Source organism: Deinococcus budaensis, from assembly GCF_014201885.1.
Taxonomy (GTDB): Bacteria; Deinococcota; Deinococci; order Deinococcales; family Deinococcaceae; genus Deinococcus; species Deinococcus budaensis.
Map to the genome: position 1 here is coordinate 324,760 of NZ_JACHFN010000002.1, position 15,932 is coordinate 340,691.

At 72.7% G+C, this 15,932-nt stretch carries 18 protein-coding genes; 13 read left to right on the forward strand and 5 right to left on the reverse strand.

All coding sequences use genetic code 11. From position 1 onward, the window contains the following. The first annotated feature begins 232 nt into the window (after positions 1-232). The 7 genes from HNQ09_RS04410 (at position 233) to HNQ09_RS04440 (ending at position 6,695) form a co-directional block, all read left to right on the forward strand. Positions 233-1,069, forward strand: coding sequence for a PRC and DUF2382 domain-containing protein (locus HNQ09_RS04410; protein WP_184025961.1), 837 nt, complete (start codon positions 233-235; stop codon positions 1,067-1,069). A 109-nt stretch (positions 1,070-1,178) separates the two neighbouring features. Then, entirely contained in the window at positions 1,179-1,718 is a 540-nt protein-coding gene (locus tag HNQ09_RS04415; protein ID WP_184025963.1) for a DUF2382 domain-containing protein, read from the forward strand. An 86-nt stretch (positions 1,719-1,804) separates the two neighbouring features. Beyond that, complete coding sequence (gene mnmC2 / locus HNQ09_RS18765) at positions 1,805-2,488, forward strand: tRNA (5-methylaminomethyl-2-thiouridine)(34)-methyltransferase MnmC2 (RefSeq protein ID WP_184025966.1); 684 nt, start codon at positions 1,805-1,807, stop codon at positions 2,486-2,488. Next, on the forward strand, positions 2,485-3,477 hold the full coding sequence (locus HNQ09_RS04425) for an NAD(P)/FAD-dependent oxidoreductase (RefSeq protein WP_343057608.1): 993 nt from the start codon (positions 2,485-2,487) through the stop codon (positions 3,475-3,477). Before mnmC2 ends, HNQ09_RS04425 begins: the two co-directional genes overlap by 4 nt. A 35-nt stretch (positions 3,478-3,512) precedes the next feature. Then, positions 3,513-4,514: an isocitrate/isopropylmalate dehydrogenase family protein gene (locus HNQ09_RS04430; protein WP_184025970.1), complete on the forward strand. Its 1,002-nt coding sequence runs from the start codon at positions 3,513-3,515 to the stop codon at positions 4,512-4,514. Positions 4,515-4,715: 201 nt separating this feature from the next. Further along, positions 4,716-5,633: a phospho-N-acetylmuramoyl-pentapeptide-transferase gene (locus HNQ09_RS04435; protein WP_184025972.1), complete on the forward strand. Its 918-nt coding sequence runs from the start codon at positions 4,716-4,718 to the stop codon at positions 5,631-5,633. 111 nt (positions 5,634-5,744) lie between these two features. Continuing rightward, positions 5,745-6,695, forward strand: coding sequence for a class I SAM-dependent methyltransferase (locus HNQ09_RS04440; RefSeq protein WP_184025974.1), 951 nt, complete (start codon positions 5,745-5,747; stop codon positions 6,693-6,695). A 102-nt stretch (positions 6,696-6,797) separates the two neighbouring features. Here HNQ09_RS04440 and HNQ09_RS04445 read toward each other — a convergent pair whose 3' ends face one another. Further along, the gene (locus HNQ09_RS04445) at positions 6,798-7,046 is read right to left on the reverse strand and encodes a hypothetical protein (RefSeq protein WP_184025976.1); all 249 of its coding nucleotides are present in this window, start codon (positions 7,044-7,046) and stop codon (positions 6,798-6,800) included. A gap of 144 nt (positions 7,047-7,190) precedes the next feature. On the opposite strand from HNQ09_RS04445, the gene abxC reads away from it, so the two are divergent. The 4 genes from abxC (at position 7,191) to HNQ09_RS04465 (ending at position 11,131) form a co-directional block, all read left to right on the forward strand. Beyond that, positions 7,191-7,862, forward strand: coding sequence for a monothiol bacilliredoxin AbxC (gene abxC, locus HNQ09_RS04450; protein WP_184025978.1), 672 nt, complete (start codon positions 7,191-7,193; stop codon positions 7,860-7,862). A 230-nt stretch (positions 7,863-8,092) separates the two neighbouring features. Then, the gene (locus HNQ09_RS04455; RefSeq protein WP_184025980.1) at positions 8,093-8,947 is read left to right on the forward strand and encodes a hypothetical protein; all 855 of its coding nucleotides are present in this window, start codon (positions 8,093-8,095) and stop codon (positions 8,945-8,947) included. Beyond that, a complete protein-coding gene (locus HNQ09_RS04460; protein WP_184025982.1) occupies positions 8,944-9,360 on the forward strand; it encodes a hypothetical protein in 417 nt (138 codons plus the stop codon). The genes HNQ09_RS04455 and HNQ09_RS04460 overlap by 4 nt, the downstream gene beginning before the upstream one ends. 151 nt (positions 9,361-9,511) lie before the next feature. Next, positions 9,512-11,131, forward strand: a complete 1,620-nt coding sequence (locus tag HNQ09_RS04465; protein ID WP_184025984.1) for a HAMP domain-containing protein — start codon at positions 9,512-9,514, stop codon at positions 11,129-11,131. 83 nt (positions 11,132-11,214) lie between these two features. On the opposite strand, the gene HNQ09_RS04470 is transcribed toward HNQ09_RS04465, so the two are convergent. The 4 genes from HNQ09_RS04470 to HNQ09_RS04485 form a co-directional block, all read right to left on the reverse strand. Beyond that, complete coding sequence (locus HNQ09_RS04470) at positions 11,215-12,198, reverse strand: hypothetical protein (protein ID WP_184025986.1); 984 nt, start codon at positions 12,196-12,198, stop codon at positions 11,215-11,217. Then, positions 12,195-12,698, reverse strand: a complete 504-nt coding sequence (locus HNQ09_RS04475; protein WP_184025988.1) for a PH domain-containing protein — start codon at positions 12,696-12,698, stop codon at positions 12,195-12,197. The genes HNQ09_RS04470 and HNQ09_RS04475 overlap by 4 nt, the downstream gene beginning before the upstream one ends. 376 nt (positions 12,699-13,074) lie before the next feature. Then, complete coding sequence (locus HNQ09_RS04480) at positions 13,075-13,401, reverse strand: HNH endonuclease (protein WP_184025990.1); 327 nt, start codon at positions 13,399-13,401, stop codon at positions 13,075-13,077. 60 nt (positions 13,402-13,461) lie between these two features. Continuing rightward, positions 13,462-14,490, reverse strand: a complete 1,029-nt coding sequence (locus HNQ09_RS04485; protein WP_184025993.1) for a DUF1517 domain-containing protein — start codon at positions 14,488-14,490, stop codon at positions 13,462-13,464. A gap of 144 nt (positions 14,491-14,634) precedes the next feature. Between HNQ09_RS04485 and HNQ09_RS04490 the strand changes: the two genes are divergently transcribed. Beyond that, a complete protein-coding gene (locus HNQ09_RS04490) occupies positions 14,635-15,003 on the forward strand; it encodes a hypothetical protein (protein WP_184025995.1) in 369 nt (122 codons plus the stop codon). Between the two features lie 80 nt (positions 15,004-15,083). Continuing rightward, positions 15,084-15,893 carry a YtxH domain-containing protein gene (locus HNQ09_RS04495; protein ID WP_184025998.1) on the forward strand — a complete coding sequence of 270 codons (810 nt, stop codon included), beginning with the start codon at positions 15,084-15,086 and terminating at the stop codon, positions 15,891-15,893. Positions 15,894-15,932: the final 39 nt, after the last annotated feature.

A 15,932-nucleotide genomic window follows, 5' to 3' on the forward strand; every position in this document is an offset into this window, starting at 1 on the left:
ACCGGACACCAGCAGGGCGGACGAACAGCCACCGCGCAGACCCTGGACCCTTGAGACCCTGAAACGCTGCGGCGAGCATACACCCGCGCCGCACGAACATGACCGCCAGCTCAAGGTCTGGCCAGCGTGGGCTTTAGGTCCGGCTCAGCCAAATGTAGCGCGCGGAACCGAGACTGCAACGGTACGGGCGGAAGCGCCCTGCACACCTTTTCTTCTCTCACGGAGGCTCCACATGACCCAGATGAACCTGATGCGCCTGTCTGACCTGAACCGCGACAACCAGCTGGATATGTCCGGCGAGGGCGTCTACAACCCCAGCGGCAACACCGCCTACGGCGCCGGCGGCGACAAGATCGGCACCGTCCGCGACGCGCTGGTGGATCCCTCCACCGGCCGCATCCGCATGCTGATTCTGGACGTGGGCGGCTGGTTCTCCTCCAAGGAGGTCGTCGTGCCGGTGGGCGAGGCCCGCTTTGACGACAGCGGCGTGTACTTCGACAACCTGACCAAAGATCAGGTCAAGAACATGAGCGAGTACCGCTACGACCAGACCTACTCCAACGAGGCCATGATGGCCGACGAGCGCGTCCTGCGCGGCGCCAACACCACCGAGACCGAGAGCACCTACCGCGAGCGCGCCTACCGCACCCCTGACCGCCTCCAGCTGCTCGAAGAGCGCCTGATGGTCAACAAGGAGCGCTTCAGCGCCGGGGCCGTCGAGATCGGCAAGCATGTCGAGACCCGCCAGGAGACGGTGAACGTGCCGCTTCAGCGCGAGGAAGTCATCATCGAGCGCCACGCCGTGACCGACGCCCGCCCGGTGGAGGGCGCCGTGCTGGGCGCCGCCAGCGAGACCATGCGGGTCGATCTGGAGGCCGAGCGCGCCAACGTGAGCAAGCAGGCTTACGTGACCGAGGAAGTCGAGATTGGCAAGCGCACCGTCACCGAGACCCAGACGGTCACCGAGACGGTGGGCCGCGAGGTGCTGGACGTGAACAAGACCGGCGAGGTGCAGCTCACCGACGGTCAGACCATGACCGACACCGACCGCAACCGCAACAACCGCTGAGTTCTCGGCGCAAACGCCTCAGGCATGGGCGGGGGCAACCCCGCCTTTTTGTGATCTCTGGACGGGGACGCCCCCGCGCAGAGCTGATTCCAGCACCACAGGAGCGACCATGGACGAGCGCAACACGGACAGGCCTCAGGCCCTGGACACCACCCCGACCTCCGAGCCGCAGACCCCCAGCACCCGGATCTCCGGCCGGGAGGGAGACGACCTCCCCACCTCCGAGACCCGTGAGATCGTCGAGCGGCTGCGGCTGCACGAGGAGCGCGCCACCGTCGAGGTGATTTCCGAACAGCTGGGCGCCGTCACGGTGCGCCGGGTGGTGCGCGAGCGCGAGGAGGTCGTGCCTATCACCCTGCACAGTGAATATCTGGAAATCACCGTCCAGGAAGGCACCGGGGGCCGCGTGACCCTGAGGGGCGAGCCGCTGGAGGTCGGGCGCACCTACGAGGTCCCGCTGTACGAGGAGCGGGCAGTGATCGACAAGCAGATCTACCCCCTCAGCGACGTGACCATCGCCAAGCAGGCGCGCAGCTACGTCCAGACTGAGCGCCTGACCCTGCGCCGCGAGGAACTCGACGTGGAAGACCCGCTGGGCCTGGTGCGCGACCGCCTGCGGACGGACTCCAGCAACGACCCGCAGCGCTGAAGCCGCCCGCAAAAAGAAGCTGGGAAGCCGGAAGGTGAGTGAAGTTCGCCCTCCGGCTTTCGCAGTCCCCGTATGCTGGCCGCCGCATGACGAACGGCCCCAGCTTCCTGGCAGGTGACCTGATCCTGACCCCCGACGGCTCACGCACCGCCCTGAGCCTGCGCTACGGCGAGGCCTACGGCTCGCGGCACGGGGCGGCGGCGCAGGCCCGGCACGTCTTCGTGGAGGGCAGCGGCACCCACACCCACCCGGCTCCGCGCGTGCTGGAGGTGGGCTTTGGCCTGGGAGCGAACTTCCGGGCCACGCTGGAGCAGTGCGCCCGCCGGGGGGCGGCGCTGACGTACCTCGCCTACGAGTTCGATCCGGCGCCCACCGGGCTGCTGCGCGCGGTGGCCGAGGGAAGTGCGGGCGCCGACCACCCCGCCTGGGCCGCCGCGCTGGCGGGGTGGGGCCGGGCTTCGCCGCTGACGGTGCGGCTTCCCGGCGTGGCCCTGAGCGTGGTGTTCGGGGACGTGCGGGAGGCGGGGCTGCCGTCCGGGTGGGCGACCGCCGTGTATCTCGACGGCTTTTCGCCTGCCCGCAACCCGGAAGTCTGGACGCCAGACCTCGTCGGGCGGCTGGCCGGATCGCTCGCGCCGGGCGGAGTCCTGACCACCTACAGCGCCGCCGGACACGTCCGCCGCACGCTGGCCGGGGCGGGGCTGACGGTGGAGCGGCGCCCCGGTCCCCCCGGCAAACGCGAGTGCCTGCGGGCGGTGCGGCCCGCGTGACCCCCGGTTCCCATCTGCTGGTGGTCGGCGGCGGGGTCGCGGGCGCCTCGGTCGCGTACTTCGCGGCGCGGGCCGGAGCGCGGGTCACGGTGATCGATGCCGGAAGGCACGCCGCCAGCCACGTCCCCTCGGCGCTGGTCAACCCGGTGCGGGGGCAGTCCGGGCAGGTGGACCCCCGCGCCCGGGAGGGCCTGCGGCTGACCTGGGCGCTGGTGGACGCGCTGGCAGAAGCCGGGGTGGGCGTGCCGCACGGACGGACCGGGGTCGTGAGGCCGGTCCCCGACGACCGGACGCAGCAGAAGTTCGCCCGCAACCTTCCCCCGGGTTTGCCGCACCGCTGGCTGCCCGCCGGGGACCGGCCCGCCGCGCTCGCTCCCGGCTGGACGCACGCGCTGCTGCTCCCGGAGGGCGGCTGGCTGGACGGCGCGGCCTTCACAGCGGGGCTGCTGGCAGTCTCGGGGGCCGGGGTCGTGCGGGAGCGAGCGAGAACCTGGGACGCCCACACGGTCACGCTGGAGAACGGCGAGAGGCTGGGCGGGGACGCCGTGGTGTGGTGCGGCGGTGCGGTCGGCGCGGGCTGGGCGGGAGAGGCGGGCGTGCAGCGGGCCGGGACCCTGCTCACGCTGGACCGCTCCCCCAGCCTCCAGCCGCTGAGCTTCGGCGCCTACCTGGCCCCGGCGGCGGCCGGGGGCGTGCTGGGCGCGACCTTCGAGGCGCCCACGTCCGGCTGGCCCGGGCAAGGCGAGCAGACGCCCACGCTGCCGCTGCCGTCGCTGGGCTGGCTGCTGGGCAAGGGCGAGGCGCTGACCGACCTGAGCGGCGTGCGGGTCACGGGGCGCTGGAGCGGTCGGCGCCTCTCCGGGCTGGTGGCGGGGCGCCAACCGGACGGCAGTTGGCGGCTCTCGGGGCTGGGCAGCAAGGGCTTCTTGCTGGGGCCGCTGCTGGCGCGTCACGTCGCGGGTGACGTGCTGGCAGCGCGGGGAATGTGACGGACCTCCCAGCGAACGTCTACACTGGGTGGGTTATGGCGAAGTACCGCATCTGTTTGATCGAGGGAGACGGCATCGGCCACGAGGTCATCCCCGCCGCCCGCCGCGTGCTGGAAGCCGCTGGCCTGGACGCCGAATACGTGACCGCCGAGGCCGGGTACGAGTATTTCCTCGACCACGGCACCTCCGTGCCCCCCCAGACCTACGGGGCCGTCGAGAGCACCGACGCGACCCTCTTCGGCGCCGCGACCAGCCCCAGCGGCGAGAAGCCCGACGGCTTTTTCGGCGCGATCCGTCACCTCCGCAAGAAGTACAACCTGTACGCCAACGTGCGCCCCACCCGCACCCGACCGGTCCCCGGCGCCTACGAGAACGTGGACCTAGTGATCGTGCGCGAGAACACCCAGGGCCTCTACGTCGAGCAGGAGCGCCGCTACGGCGACACCGCGATTGCCGACACGGTGATCACCAAAGACGCCAGCGAGCGCATCGGCCGCTTTGCGGTGGACCTCGCCCTCAAGCGGCGGGGGAAACTCACGGTGGTCCACAAGGCCAACGTGCTGCCCGTGACCCAGGGCCTGTTTATGGACACCGTGCTGGCGCAGACCCAGGGCCAAGAGGGCCTGAACACGGGCACCATGATCGTGGACAACGCGGCGATGCAGCTGGTCCGCAACCCGGGGCAGTTCGACGTGATGGTGATGACGAACATGTTCGGCGACATCCTCTCCGACCTCGCCGCCGGGCTGGTGGGTGGGCTGGGGATCGCCGCCAGCGGCAACATCGGGGACAAGTTCGGCATCTTCGAGAGCGTCCACGGCTCGGCGCCCGACATCGCCGGACAGGGGATCTCCAACCCCACCGCGACCATCCTGGCCGCCGTGCTGATGCTCGACCACCTGGGCGCCCACGACACCGCCCGCCGCATCGACGACGCGGTGAACACGGTGCTGGCCGAAGGCCCGCGCACCCGCGACCTGGGCGGCACCGCCGGCACAAAGGAATTTACCGACGCCGTGATCGCCCGCTTGAAGTAAGCGCGCGCAGAGAAGAGGGACCGGGGGGCACGTCACCCGCCCCGGTCCCTCTTCTCTGCGGCCTTCACCCCACCCGGCCTTTCCGCCCGCCGGGGGCCGCGCGCCGCCTGCCGGGACCTCCATGCTAGGCTCCGCGCTTGAGATGCCGCTTCTTCTACTGGTCCGGATCACCTTTGGGAATCATGCCTGCTGGGGTTCCGCATGATGGTCCTGTGCGCGCTGCTGTCGTGGTTTCTGGTGGGCCTCTTTATCCGGGCGAGCAAGGCGCGGGGGTGGGGGCAACCGATCCGGCAAGACGGCCCGCAGACCCACCTGAAAAAGGAGGGCACCCCCACGGCGGGCGGCGTGGCCTTTGTGCTGGCGCTGGCGCTGGTGTTTTTTCCGCTGTACCTGACGGGCCGCGCCGGGGGCGAGCGCGAGTTGCTGATCATGCTCGCGGCGCTGGCGATGGGCGTGATCGGCGGGCTGGACGACCTGTTCAAGATTCGCTCGCGGATGCTGGGCCGGGGCAAAAAGGAGTTGCTGGCCCGCGAGAAGTTCCCGCTGCAATTCCTGGTCGGGCTGGCCTTCGCGTACTTCGCCGCGCCGCTGGCGAGCCACGAGCTGCTGCCGGGCCTGGGCCGGGTGCCCGACACCATCCTGCTCACGCTGGTGATGGTGGGGGCGGTGAACGCCTTTAACTTCACCGACGGGCTGGACGGCCTGCTGGCGGGCGTGGCGATCATCGTGCTGCTGCCGCTGCTGGCGGTTTCGCCCGTCTCGGCGTTGCTGGTGGCCGCGCTGCTGGGCTTCTTGTGGTTCAACGCGCACCCGGCGCGGGTCTTCATGGGCGACATGGGCAGCCACGCCATCGGGGCGGTCGCGGCGGGCGCCTACGTGCTGTACGCCGACGTGTGGCTGCTGCCGCTCGCCGCGATTATCCCGGTAGCCGCCGTGCTGAGCGTGGTCTTGCAGGTCGTGTCTTTCCGCACCCGTGGCAAGCGCATCTTCCGCATGAGTCCCATTCAGCACCACTTCGAGCTGAGCGGCTGGCCCGAGACCCATGTCACCACCCGCTTCTGGGTGATCACGGCGGTGGCGACGGCGGCGGTGTGGTGGCTGCTGGGGGGCAGGCCCTAGGGCCGTGGCGGGCAGGCGGGGAGGGGAGCCACGGGCGAGAGCTTCGGCTCCCGCTTTCTTTTGGCTCCCGCTCCGAACCCCCTCCCCGCCCGCCCCTCTACACTCTCTCCCGTGAAGCTCCCCGACCTCCCCGCCCTGCTGGCCCGCCGCGCGCACCTGCCCGGCGAGGGCACGACCGTGTACCGCGCCGCGCACACCACCGAGACGGGCGGCGTGTTCGCGCTCGACCTGGCCGGGGACGCGGCGGTGCTCAGCCTCTACGCCGACCTGTCACGGGAGGAGGAGACGCGGCTGGCGGCAGCGTGTGGGGCGCTGCCGGGGGTGGCGGGCGTGTACCTCAAGCGGCGACCCCCAGAGGCGCGGCATCTGGCGAACGTGGCGCGGGAGCAGCTCTCGCCGCCGGACCCCGTCTGGGGCGAGGCGCGGCCCGAGGTCGTGGCGCTGGAGGGCGGCGTGCCCTTCCTGCTGCGGCCCGGCGCCGACCTCAGCACCGGCCTGTTCAGCGACGCGCGGCCCCTGCGCGCCTGGGTCCGGGAGCACACGCCGCCGGGCGGGCGGGTGCTGAACACCTTCGCGTACACCTGCGGCTTCGGCCTGAACGCCGCGCTGGCGGGCGCGGGCACCGTGAAGAACGTGGACCTCTCACGCAAGGTGCTGGCCTGGGGGCAGCAGAACTACGCGCTGAGCGGGCTGGCAGCGCCGGACGACGATTTTCTGTACGGCGACGTGTTCGAGTGGCTGGCGCGGCTGGCGCGGCGGGGTGACCGCTTCGAGCTGGTGGTCCTCGATCCGCCCAGCTTCGCGCGGGGACGGGGGGGCGTGTGGCGCGCGGAGCAGGATTACGCCCGGCTGTCGGCCCTGGCGGCGGGCGTGACGGTCCCCGGCGGCCAGCTGCTCGCGGTGACCAACCACGCGGGGCTGACGGGCGCGGCCCTGGAACGGATGGTCGCGGCCGGGCTGGTGAAGGCCGGGCGGCGGGGGCGCCCCACGGCGCGGCTGGGCGCGGGCGCGGATTATCCCGGCGCCACGCACCTCAAAGCGCAGGTCTGGACGCTGGACTGACGGCTCCCCCCGAATCCGGTCGCCCCTGCGAGTGAGGGGGTCAGACGGACCCAAACTCCGCAGCGCCGTCCGGCGTGCCGGGCCAGGCCCGTCCCGGGATGCTCAGGCCCCCGGCTGGCCTGCCCAGCCCGGCTGGGGCAGGTCGCGCCAGACCGGGGCGTGGAGGGTCAATTCGCCCCCGCTGAAGCTCCCGACCAGGCGGCCCAGCGGCCACCCGTCGCCCTCGGCCTCGTGAATCACGACGACGCAGGCGTGGCCGGAGTCGATGCGCCGCAGGTCACCCGCGCTCACGAAGCCGCTGAGGGAGACGCCGCCGGTGGTCAGGCTGATGAATTCCGAGGGAGCAGGCACACCTGAAGGTAAAGGTTCCCCTCTTACGGAAGTCTAACGGGACGTGCCGGGCGGCCGGGGGATCTCCGGCGACCCTCCTTTTCCCGGCGGGAGGCTTGTGGCGGGCCTCACTTCGTTTTCTAAAGCGGGGAGTATGCTGGGGGCATGACCCACTCCACGCCGTCCCAGCCCACGCCGCCCCAGCAGGCCGAGCCGCAGCAGGTGCTGGTGGCCCTGACCACCCCCGAGGACGTGGACAGCTTTCTGACAGCCTATCCGCTGGCCGCCGTGTTCAAGGCGGGAACCTGCCACAAGACCATGCAGGGCTTCGGGGTGCTGGAGACCTTCTTGCAACGCCACGACCTGCCGGTGGGCTTTATCCGGGTGGTGGACTGGCGCCCGGCGAGCAACCACGTGGCCGAGCGCACCGGCATCCAGCACCACAGCCCGCAGCTGATCCTCTTTCGTGACGGGCAGCCGCAGTTCGAGGTCAACAACTGGGACATCACGCCTGAGGCGCTCGCGCCGGTCTTCGAGGCCCAGGTGCCCCGGCGCAGCGCCGAGGGGACGGTGGCGACCGACGACAACGTCGAGCCGTACCGCCAGCTGATGCGCGCGTACCTGGACGGTCAGCTGAGCGAGTGGGCCTTTCAAGACCAGTACGTGACTCTGTTCCGCGACGACGCGTCCCTGCGCAGCCAGCGCGAGTTCGAGGCGCTCTCGCGCCTGTTCGGGGACCCCGACGCCTACCACGGCGGCCTGCACCAGCTTGGGGCGCCCCAGGAGCGCGGCGACCTCAGGGCGCGGGTCCAGGCGCTGCTGGCTGATCTCGGCTGAGCCGCTGCCCCCCGGAAGTCTGCCGCCCGGCTGCCCGCCTGGGCGGCTTTTTCGTGGACCCCCGGCGCGGCGGGAGCGTGCCCTCCCGGCTCCATGAAGAAGCCCTGAACTGTAAGTGTGGCGTAAGACCCCCTGCGCTGAGATGAGGCATCGCCCCGGCGGACGTCCCTGGACAGCTGTTCCGCCTTTTCCGGCCCGCCTTCTCTCCCAGGACTCTTGACGACACTGCCATGCCCCAACCCCGCCTTGATGTGCCCCGCGACCGCGCCGTCTACACGCAGCTTCTCACCGACCACTATCCCTGGACCGAGGTGACGCTGGACCTCGCCGCCCGGCAGGCGCAGGGCCTCAGCGGCGTGTTCGACGCGCAGCAGGGCGGCGCCTGGGCACGGTTCGTATGGGTGGGCGGGCACCTGCGCGGCGGCTTCACGGCGGCGGGCGAGGTGGGCTGGCCCGCCGCGCTCTCGGCGCTGCCGCGCGCCGAGATCAGCCTCACGCCCCTGGACCCGGCCGCCGCAGAACTGCTGTGGACCTCGCGCACGCTGGAGCCGCAACCGCTGGAAGGCGTCTGGCCGGACCCCGCCCCCCGGCTGGAACGCCAGGGCTTCTCGGGCGTGCTGCTGGGCGCAGGGGCGTGCAGTTTCTGGACTGGGGGCCAGGTCACGGAGGGGAAGGTGCCGGAGCCGGGCAGCCGCTGCACGGTGCTGTCGGCCCAGCCCCTGCTGTCGGATCAGGCGCTGGGGGCGGTGGAGGCGGCGGCGGTGCTGGCCTTCTGGGCCGACCTGATCGCGACCACCCACCGCCACGCCCCCCTTGACGAGGCCTGGCGGCAGGTCAGCGTGCGGCTGGCCGGACAGCATCCCTGCCTCGATCCCTTTGCCCAGGAGGTCACCGTGCAGGAAGGACGCCTGACGCTGGACCCCGATCTGCCCCCCGACGAGGCGCAGCCTGCCCTGCTGGACGCCTTTGGGGCCACGCTGGCCCGGCTGGGGCTGCGGCTGGCCGACCTGCCGGTGAGCGCCCTGCGAACGCGGCGCGAATGGCTCGCCGCCGGGCTGGAGAGGCCGGAAGTGGGGGCCGTGTGACCGCCCCCACCGCTGCCCCGGCTTGGCCCGCCGACCTGACGGGTGAGACCCTGCTTCCCTTTGCGCTGTGGCGGGTGCTGCACCACGTGGACGGCGTGCGGAGCGTGGGTGAAGTCGCGCAGCTGGCGCGTGTCCAGCCCCAGGACGTGCCCGGTGCGGTCGCGCAGGCGGCCGCCTGGGCCAGCCGCGCTGCCCAGCGCACCCAGCCGGTGACCGAGGCCTCGGTGCAGGCCGTGACCGCCTGCGTGATCGCCGTCGTCGGGCCGATGGGCGAATTCATGGTGGACGACGTGCTGGACGAACTGGGGGACGGCGCTCCCCTCAGCGCGCTGCTCTCGGGCGTGGCCGCGCAACTCGGTGAGGCGCAGGTGCAGGCGTTCGTGCGCCAGTTGCGCACGCGGGGGCTGGCATGACCTGCCTGCGGCCCCCCGGCGGGCACTGCGCCGGGACCTGCACCGGGCACCCCCTCCTCTTTTCCCTCCTCTCTCTCCGGCACTCCACGCCGCGCTGGCCGGGCGCCGGGTCTCCGCACAAAACCGGCGCCGCTGCCAGAAAGGGCCACCCATGAAGTACACGGTCGTGATCCGCCAACCCGTTCCCGACGAACTGCGTCCGCGCCTGGAAGAGCAGCTGGTCGAGCGCTTCGGCCTGTCGCCCGAGCAGGCGCAGCGCCTCGCCTCACGCCGCGCGGGCCGCCTGATGAAACCCACCGGCCGCGCCCGCGCCGATCTGCTGCTGCGCGTCTTCGAGAGCGTGGGCGCCCAGGCCGCGCTGGAGGAGGTGCGCGACGAGACCAGCCTGATGACCACCCCCTTCGAGGGCACGCCGCCGCCCGCGCCCTTCCAGGTGGCCCCCAGCGCCGCCGCGCCCGACCTCACGGACGACGCGCTGCTGGCCCCCGACCCCCGGCCTTCCCCCGGGGAGGGCGCCGACTTCGCTGCCCCCTTTGCCGCGCAGGCCGCCGATCCCTTCGGCCCCCCGGCCCTGGGTGGCGACCCCTTCGCGGCTCCGGTCGCGGTGGGCGCGGTGGCGGCCGCGCCGGTCCCGGTCGCCGTGGGAATGGGCAGCAGCGTCCTGGGGACCGCTCCGGGCACGGTCACGTCAGCGGCGCCCGCCGCGCGCCCGGCAGCGGGCGCCGCGTCCGGCAGCCCGGCCAGCGACGACATCTGGTCGGACTTTACCGGCGCCCTGACGGTGGGCGAGGCCGCCGCGCCGCCGGTGGCCGCCCCGGGCGGGGACGCCGAGGCGTTCCTGGCGGTGGCCGACACCGAACGGGGGACGGCGGGAGGACGGCGCCGCAGCCTTGCCCGCCAGATGCTGCTGGCGTCGGTGGCGCCGCTGGGCGTCGCGACCACGCTGGCGCTCGTCACCCTGTCGGTGCTGCTGCCCAGCGCGCAGCAGCAGGTGATTCAGCAAAATGCCCAGGCGCTCGCGGTGGCGGTGGGCACCAGCCTGGACACCCGCGACCAGGAGACGGTGAACGCGCAGCTCAACGCGCTGCTGACCCGCTCGGACGTGGGCTTCGTGCGAGTGGAGTTGCCCGACGGCACGACCTACTTCCGCAGCCAGCGGCCGCAGCTCGACGGCACCCTGCAAGGGCGGGTCGCGACCTTCGTGGGCGAGAACCCCGACTCGGGCACCTTTGTCAGCAGCGGCAGTCCTGCCGACGCCTACCGCGAGCAGCTGGAGCAGCTGGAGGCGGTGGGGGCAGGCCAGTCGGCCCAGGCCCGCGAACTGCGGACCCAGATCGAGAACCCCGAAAACCAGACCAGCGCCCGCGCGAGCTACATCGTGAGCCGCCTGGCGGTGGTCGAGACCGAAGACGGCCAGCGCACCACCGCCGCCGCCAGCGAGAACGGCTCGGACCTGCTCTACCGCATCGCGGTGGGGGTGGACAGCACCGGGGCCTCCACCCGGCTGAGAAACACCCTGCTGCTGGTGCTGGGCATCTCGCTGCTGGCGGCGGCGGCCGCAGCGGCCCTGACCCTGCGGACCACCCGCCGCATCGTGCAGCCGATCGAGAACCTCGTCAAGGCCGCCGAGGCGATCAGCATGGGCGACCTCTCGCGCCCCGTGCAGGTGGGCCGCAACGACGAGATCGGGGACCTCGCCCAGGCCCTCGAACGGATGCGCCTGAGCCTGGAGTCCGCGATGGAACGCCTGCGCCGCCGCAAGCGCGGGTAAACCGTCAGACCTTGCCACAGGCGGGGCAGGAACGCTGAGTTCCTGCCCCGCCCGCTTTGCTTCTGGTCCAGCGTGATGCGGCGCTAAACCCCTTCCAGCCGGAACGCCTGCTGCAAGCCCGCCTCTGCCGTCTGGCGCGCCACCGCGGGCACGTACCCGAGAGCCAGCACCGCCCGGTAGGTGCGCTGGGCCAGCTCGCGGTCGCCCTGCGCGTCGCGGACCTGTCCCAGCCGTGCCAGCACCAGCCCCGGCAGGCTGCGCGGCAGGTCGTCCGTGAGGCCGTGTGCAGCGCGCTCTAGCAGGGTGCGCGCCCGGTTCAGGTCCCCGGCGGCGAGGTAAATCCCCGCCGCCGCCGCGTCCAGTTCGGGCCGGGGCGTGACCGCGTCTCCGGTCTCGCGGCCCAGCGCCTCCAGCAAGGTGCCCAGGTCGTCGTCCTCGCGCAGTTGCCAGGCCCGGTCGGCCAGGGCGCGCAGGCGCGAGGTCTCACCCGGCACAAAGGCCGTCAGGTCCGGCAGCCGGGCGCCGGGCAACCGGGTCAGCAACTCGGGCAGGTCGTCGAGTGGCGCGAGCGCGGCGCCGGTCTGCCCGGCCAGCGCGCTCGCCAGCGCCGCCAGCCGCCGCGCGCGCCAGCGGGTGCCGGGTCCCTCGCCCAGCGCTTCCCGGACCGCCACGTGGTAGGCGTGGGCCGCCTGCTGCACCTCGCCTGCCAGCGCCCGCTGCGGCGTCAGGGGGGCCGTCAGCAGGGCCGCGAAAGCCTGCTCGGCCCGCCCCGCCGCGCGCAGGCGGTCGCGGCCCTGCGGATACTGCTGCAAGAAGGCCTGCAACTGGGCGTGTTCGGCCTCGGCCGCCGCCTCGGCGCCGGGGGACAGCTCGGGCAGGGCCAGCTCGCGCACCGCTATCCGCGCGGCAGGCAGCGCGTCACGCAGGGGGTGGTCGGGGTCGGCGCCGCTGGCCCACAGCACCTCGCGCTCACCCCGCCCGCGCAGCACCTCCACCAGCGTCCCCGCGTTGAACTGCGGGTGCAGGCGCCACAGGTCGCCCAGGTCCGGCAGCAGGGTCAGCGTCACGGGGAGACCGCCGCGCCGCGCGCCTCCAGTGCGCTCAGGAACGCGGCGGGATCGGCGGGCGTCAGAAAGTGCGCTGCGCCTCCCACCTCGACCACGACGCCCCCTTCACCCCGGGTCGCCGCCGCACGCACCTGCGAACGTGGATCAGGCCCGAAGGTGAAACGCCCCGTCAGGTAGCCCGGCAGCCCCGTGCCGAAGGTCCGCACGCCCAGCCGGCCCGCGCTGCGCCGCGCCCGCATCCCGGCGTAGGGCAGCGTGGTGCGGCCCAGCACCCGCCGGATCACCAACGCGTCTGGCGTCAGGGTGTAGGCCAGGCGGCGGGGGGCCAGCCCGAACAGGGCCGCGAGCAGAGCACCCAGGGCCAGCAGGTCCCAGTGAATGCCCGGCCAGTCGGGGTCGGGCACGAAGGCCAAGCCCATCAGCAGCAACGGGACGCCCAGCATGACCAGCCGCAGGGCGGGTGAGGCGTCCGGCGGGGCGAGGGGGACAGCTTGAGGCATGGGGCAGTCTAGCGAGGAGGGGTGCGGGAAAAGGCGGCTTGGGCTGTCCGCGTTCCCTTTGCCCCCACCCCTCACCCCCCCGGGGGCAGGGGGAGTCAAGGCGCTTCGCCATCAAAGAAACGCTTCCCACTGAGACGGCGGCCTTCCTCCTCCGCTGCCCAGGCACCCGCCCCCATCGGCGGACCTCTCCCCTTTATCCGGGTCGCGGCCCCGCCTCTGGTCGCGCTCCCCTACCCAGCCCAGGCACGTGCCTGGCCCGCTGTTCAAATCGGTCAGACGCTGCTCGTACCGCCCGGAACGCCTCTTGCCGAGCGCAGAGGGCAGGCGAGCCTGCCCTCCGGGGCGGGGCCAGCCGACTTCTCAAGCCCACCCTCCCTCACCGCACCCGCACCCCCTTGCTCGCAGGTTGAGTGCGCAACCACGCCACGAAGCGCCGCACGTCCTCATGCCCCAGCAGCGCGTCCACGCTGGCGTACTCTCCCGCCAGCTCGGCGTTCGTGAAGGTCCGGTGCAAGAACTTGTGGCAGGGCGGGCACAGCCACGCGGTGGGCAGCGCCTGCACCTTGAGGCCCCGGCGCCGTCCCTGGGACCGGGGCACCAGATGGTGCTCGGTGAGCAGCGGGGTCGCCCGCCCGCACAGCGCACAGCGGGCGGGTTCGGGGGGCGGCGGAGGCCAGGTGGGGTCAGGGCGGCGGCGGGCCATCTCGGCCCCGATGATCGCGCCCGCGTGGCCGCGCGACCGGGTGGAGCGTTACGCGGCGGCCTACAGCTTGGTCATCTTGGGATATTTCTGGATCGCCTCGTCCTCGCTGAGAAATTCGCCCTCGGCGTCCGGACTCCAGACGACCTCGCTGCGAATCAGGTCGCCGGGCGCCACGCTGCTGATGGCGCTCAGGGCCGCGCGGGCCTCCTGGGCCGTGGTCACGCCCGCCGGGGGCAGGTTTCCCAGGGCGTGGGCCGCGACCGCGATGGTCACCGCCAGGTAAAGGTCGGTGCCGTCTTTCTGGAAGGTGTAGTCGCTGCGCTGCTCGAAGCCGCTGTTCACGTCGCGGTTCTGGTAGTTGCTGGTGGTCTGTTCGGTAAAGGCGGCGCGGGCCTCGGTCGCCCAGGCCCCCACCTGGCTGTCGGCGCTGCTGGCCCCGCCCTGCGCGCGCTCGACATTGCCGTAGACCCAGCGCTCGGGGTGACGCAGCAGCACCAGCGCGGCCTCCTGAAGCATCCGGGCCAGGCCCTCGTTGCTGTCGGGGTCGCCGCTGCGGGCCACCCGCTGGAGGGCGCGCTTGACCTCGTCGCCCTCGGCCAGCAGCAGCTGCACGCTGACCGCCTGCGCGGTGCCGCTCACGGCGCCCAGCCCGCCCAACCCGCGTGCCCCGCCGCCCCCGCCCAGGCTGCGGCGCATGAAGCCCACCACGCTGAAGACCAGCAACCCGAACACCAGCAGCCCGATCAACCCGAAGCCGCCTCCCCCGTAGTAGCCGCTGCCGCCCCCCACGATGATCGGCCCGGCGTAGCCGCCCCCGTACCCCCCGCTGTAGCCGCCGCCATACCCGCCCCCGAACCCCCCGCCAAACCCGCCGCCGCCGCCCCCGCCGAAGCCGCCCCCCGAGCTGCCGCCGGTGCTGCCCCCGAAGCCGCCGCCCGACTGCGCGGCCGCGTCCCCGAGCAGGGTGAACGCGGCCAGGGCCAGGGCCAGCAGGGCGAGCAGGGTCAGGGCGCCCCGGAGGAAGCGCGGCGCGGCGGGGCGCGGTGACACGGCCCTGGGCAGGAGGGGGCGCGGCGAGAAGGTCGGCATGGTGCCCACAGTGTAGAGGGTGCCTCCGGAAGGCGGCAGGCGCCCGCCGCGCCGCGTGAAGGCTTCACGAAGACCCCGTCCGCCGCGCTGGCCCGCCCGGCGCGCCCCCAGGTGGCCGCGCCGGGCGGGGCTACACTGCCCGGCATGAACGGCACCATCGAAGTGACGGCGCGGCAGTGGGAGGCTTTTCTGGCAGGCCTCTACGAACGCGGCGAGCGTCTGGAGCGGCGCGTAGCCGGGGAAAACTACCCCCCCGAGGAGACGGTGGACGCCTACGTCCTGAGCGGGCACGCCGAGGCCCTGCGCAGCGCCGAGGTGGACGGCGACGTGTGGGGCACCCTGGCCGACCTGGAGGAGGAAGCCGGGGACGAGGAGGAAGCCTGGGCCAGGATCGTCGCCTTTTACCTGGAGCGGGGCTGCGTGCGGGTGCGGGTCGTGGACGCGCCCGAGCCGGAGGAATGGGTGCTGGAAGAAGCCCTCGCCCGGCGGCTGGGCCTGACGGCGGGCATCTGACACAGGAGGCCAGACGCTGTAAACCCGGCCTGAACGGCGGCTCATCCGGGTTCACCGGGTGGGGGCCTAGGCTGGGCTGTATGTCTAACCGTCATGACAGCCACTTTCCGGTCAAACGTCTGCTGCTGCTGGGGCTGCTGGTCGGCGCGGGCGCGTACTACTTCAGCCGCGAGCAAAACCGCAAGGCGCTCGACCAGAAGCTCGCGGACCTGGGCCTCAAGGACGCCGCCGAGAACGTGGGCGAGAGCGTGACCCAGGGCTGGGAGAAGACCAAGGACGCCGCCACCAGCGCCGGACACGTCCTGGCCGACAAGGCGGGCGAGGTCAAGGAGGCCGTGCAGCAGGGCGGCGCGCAGGCCGGGATGGACAGGGCCAGGGAGGTGGCCGGCGAGGCGGGCGCCGCCCTCAAGGGGGCCGCTGCCGAGGCGGGAGACGCCGCCCGCGACGTGGCCGAAAAGGCCAAGGACCAGGGTCAGGCGGTGGGCCAGCAGGTGGCGGATCAGGCCCAGCAGGTGAAGCAGGACGCCCAGAAGACGGCGGCCCAGGCGGGCGAACAGGCCGCCGCCAAGGCCCAGGACCTCAAGCAGGAGGCCCGGGCGGGCGCCGCAGACGTGAAGGCCGACCTCAAGGACGCCGCCCAGAGCGCCCAGTCCAAGGCCAACGAGGCCAAGCACAGCGGTCAGCAGGCGGCCCAGGCGGCGGCGCAGGGCCTCAGGGACGCCAAGCAGGACGCGAAGGAGGCGGGCCGCGAGGTCAAGGGGGAGGCGCAGGGCGCCAAGAACGACACCCAACGCATCGTGCAGGACGTGATCAACCAGACCCAGCGCAACGCCGAGAACGCCAAGACCGACGTGAAAAGCGCCGTCAAGGACGCCGAACGCAAGATGTGAGGTCCGGCCGGTCTCGCCGCCCATAGCCTCCCCCAGCGG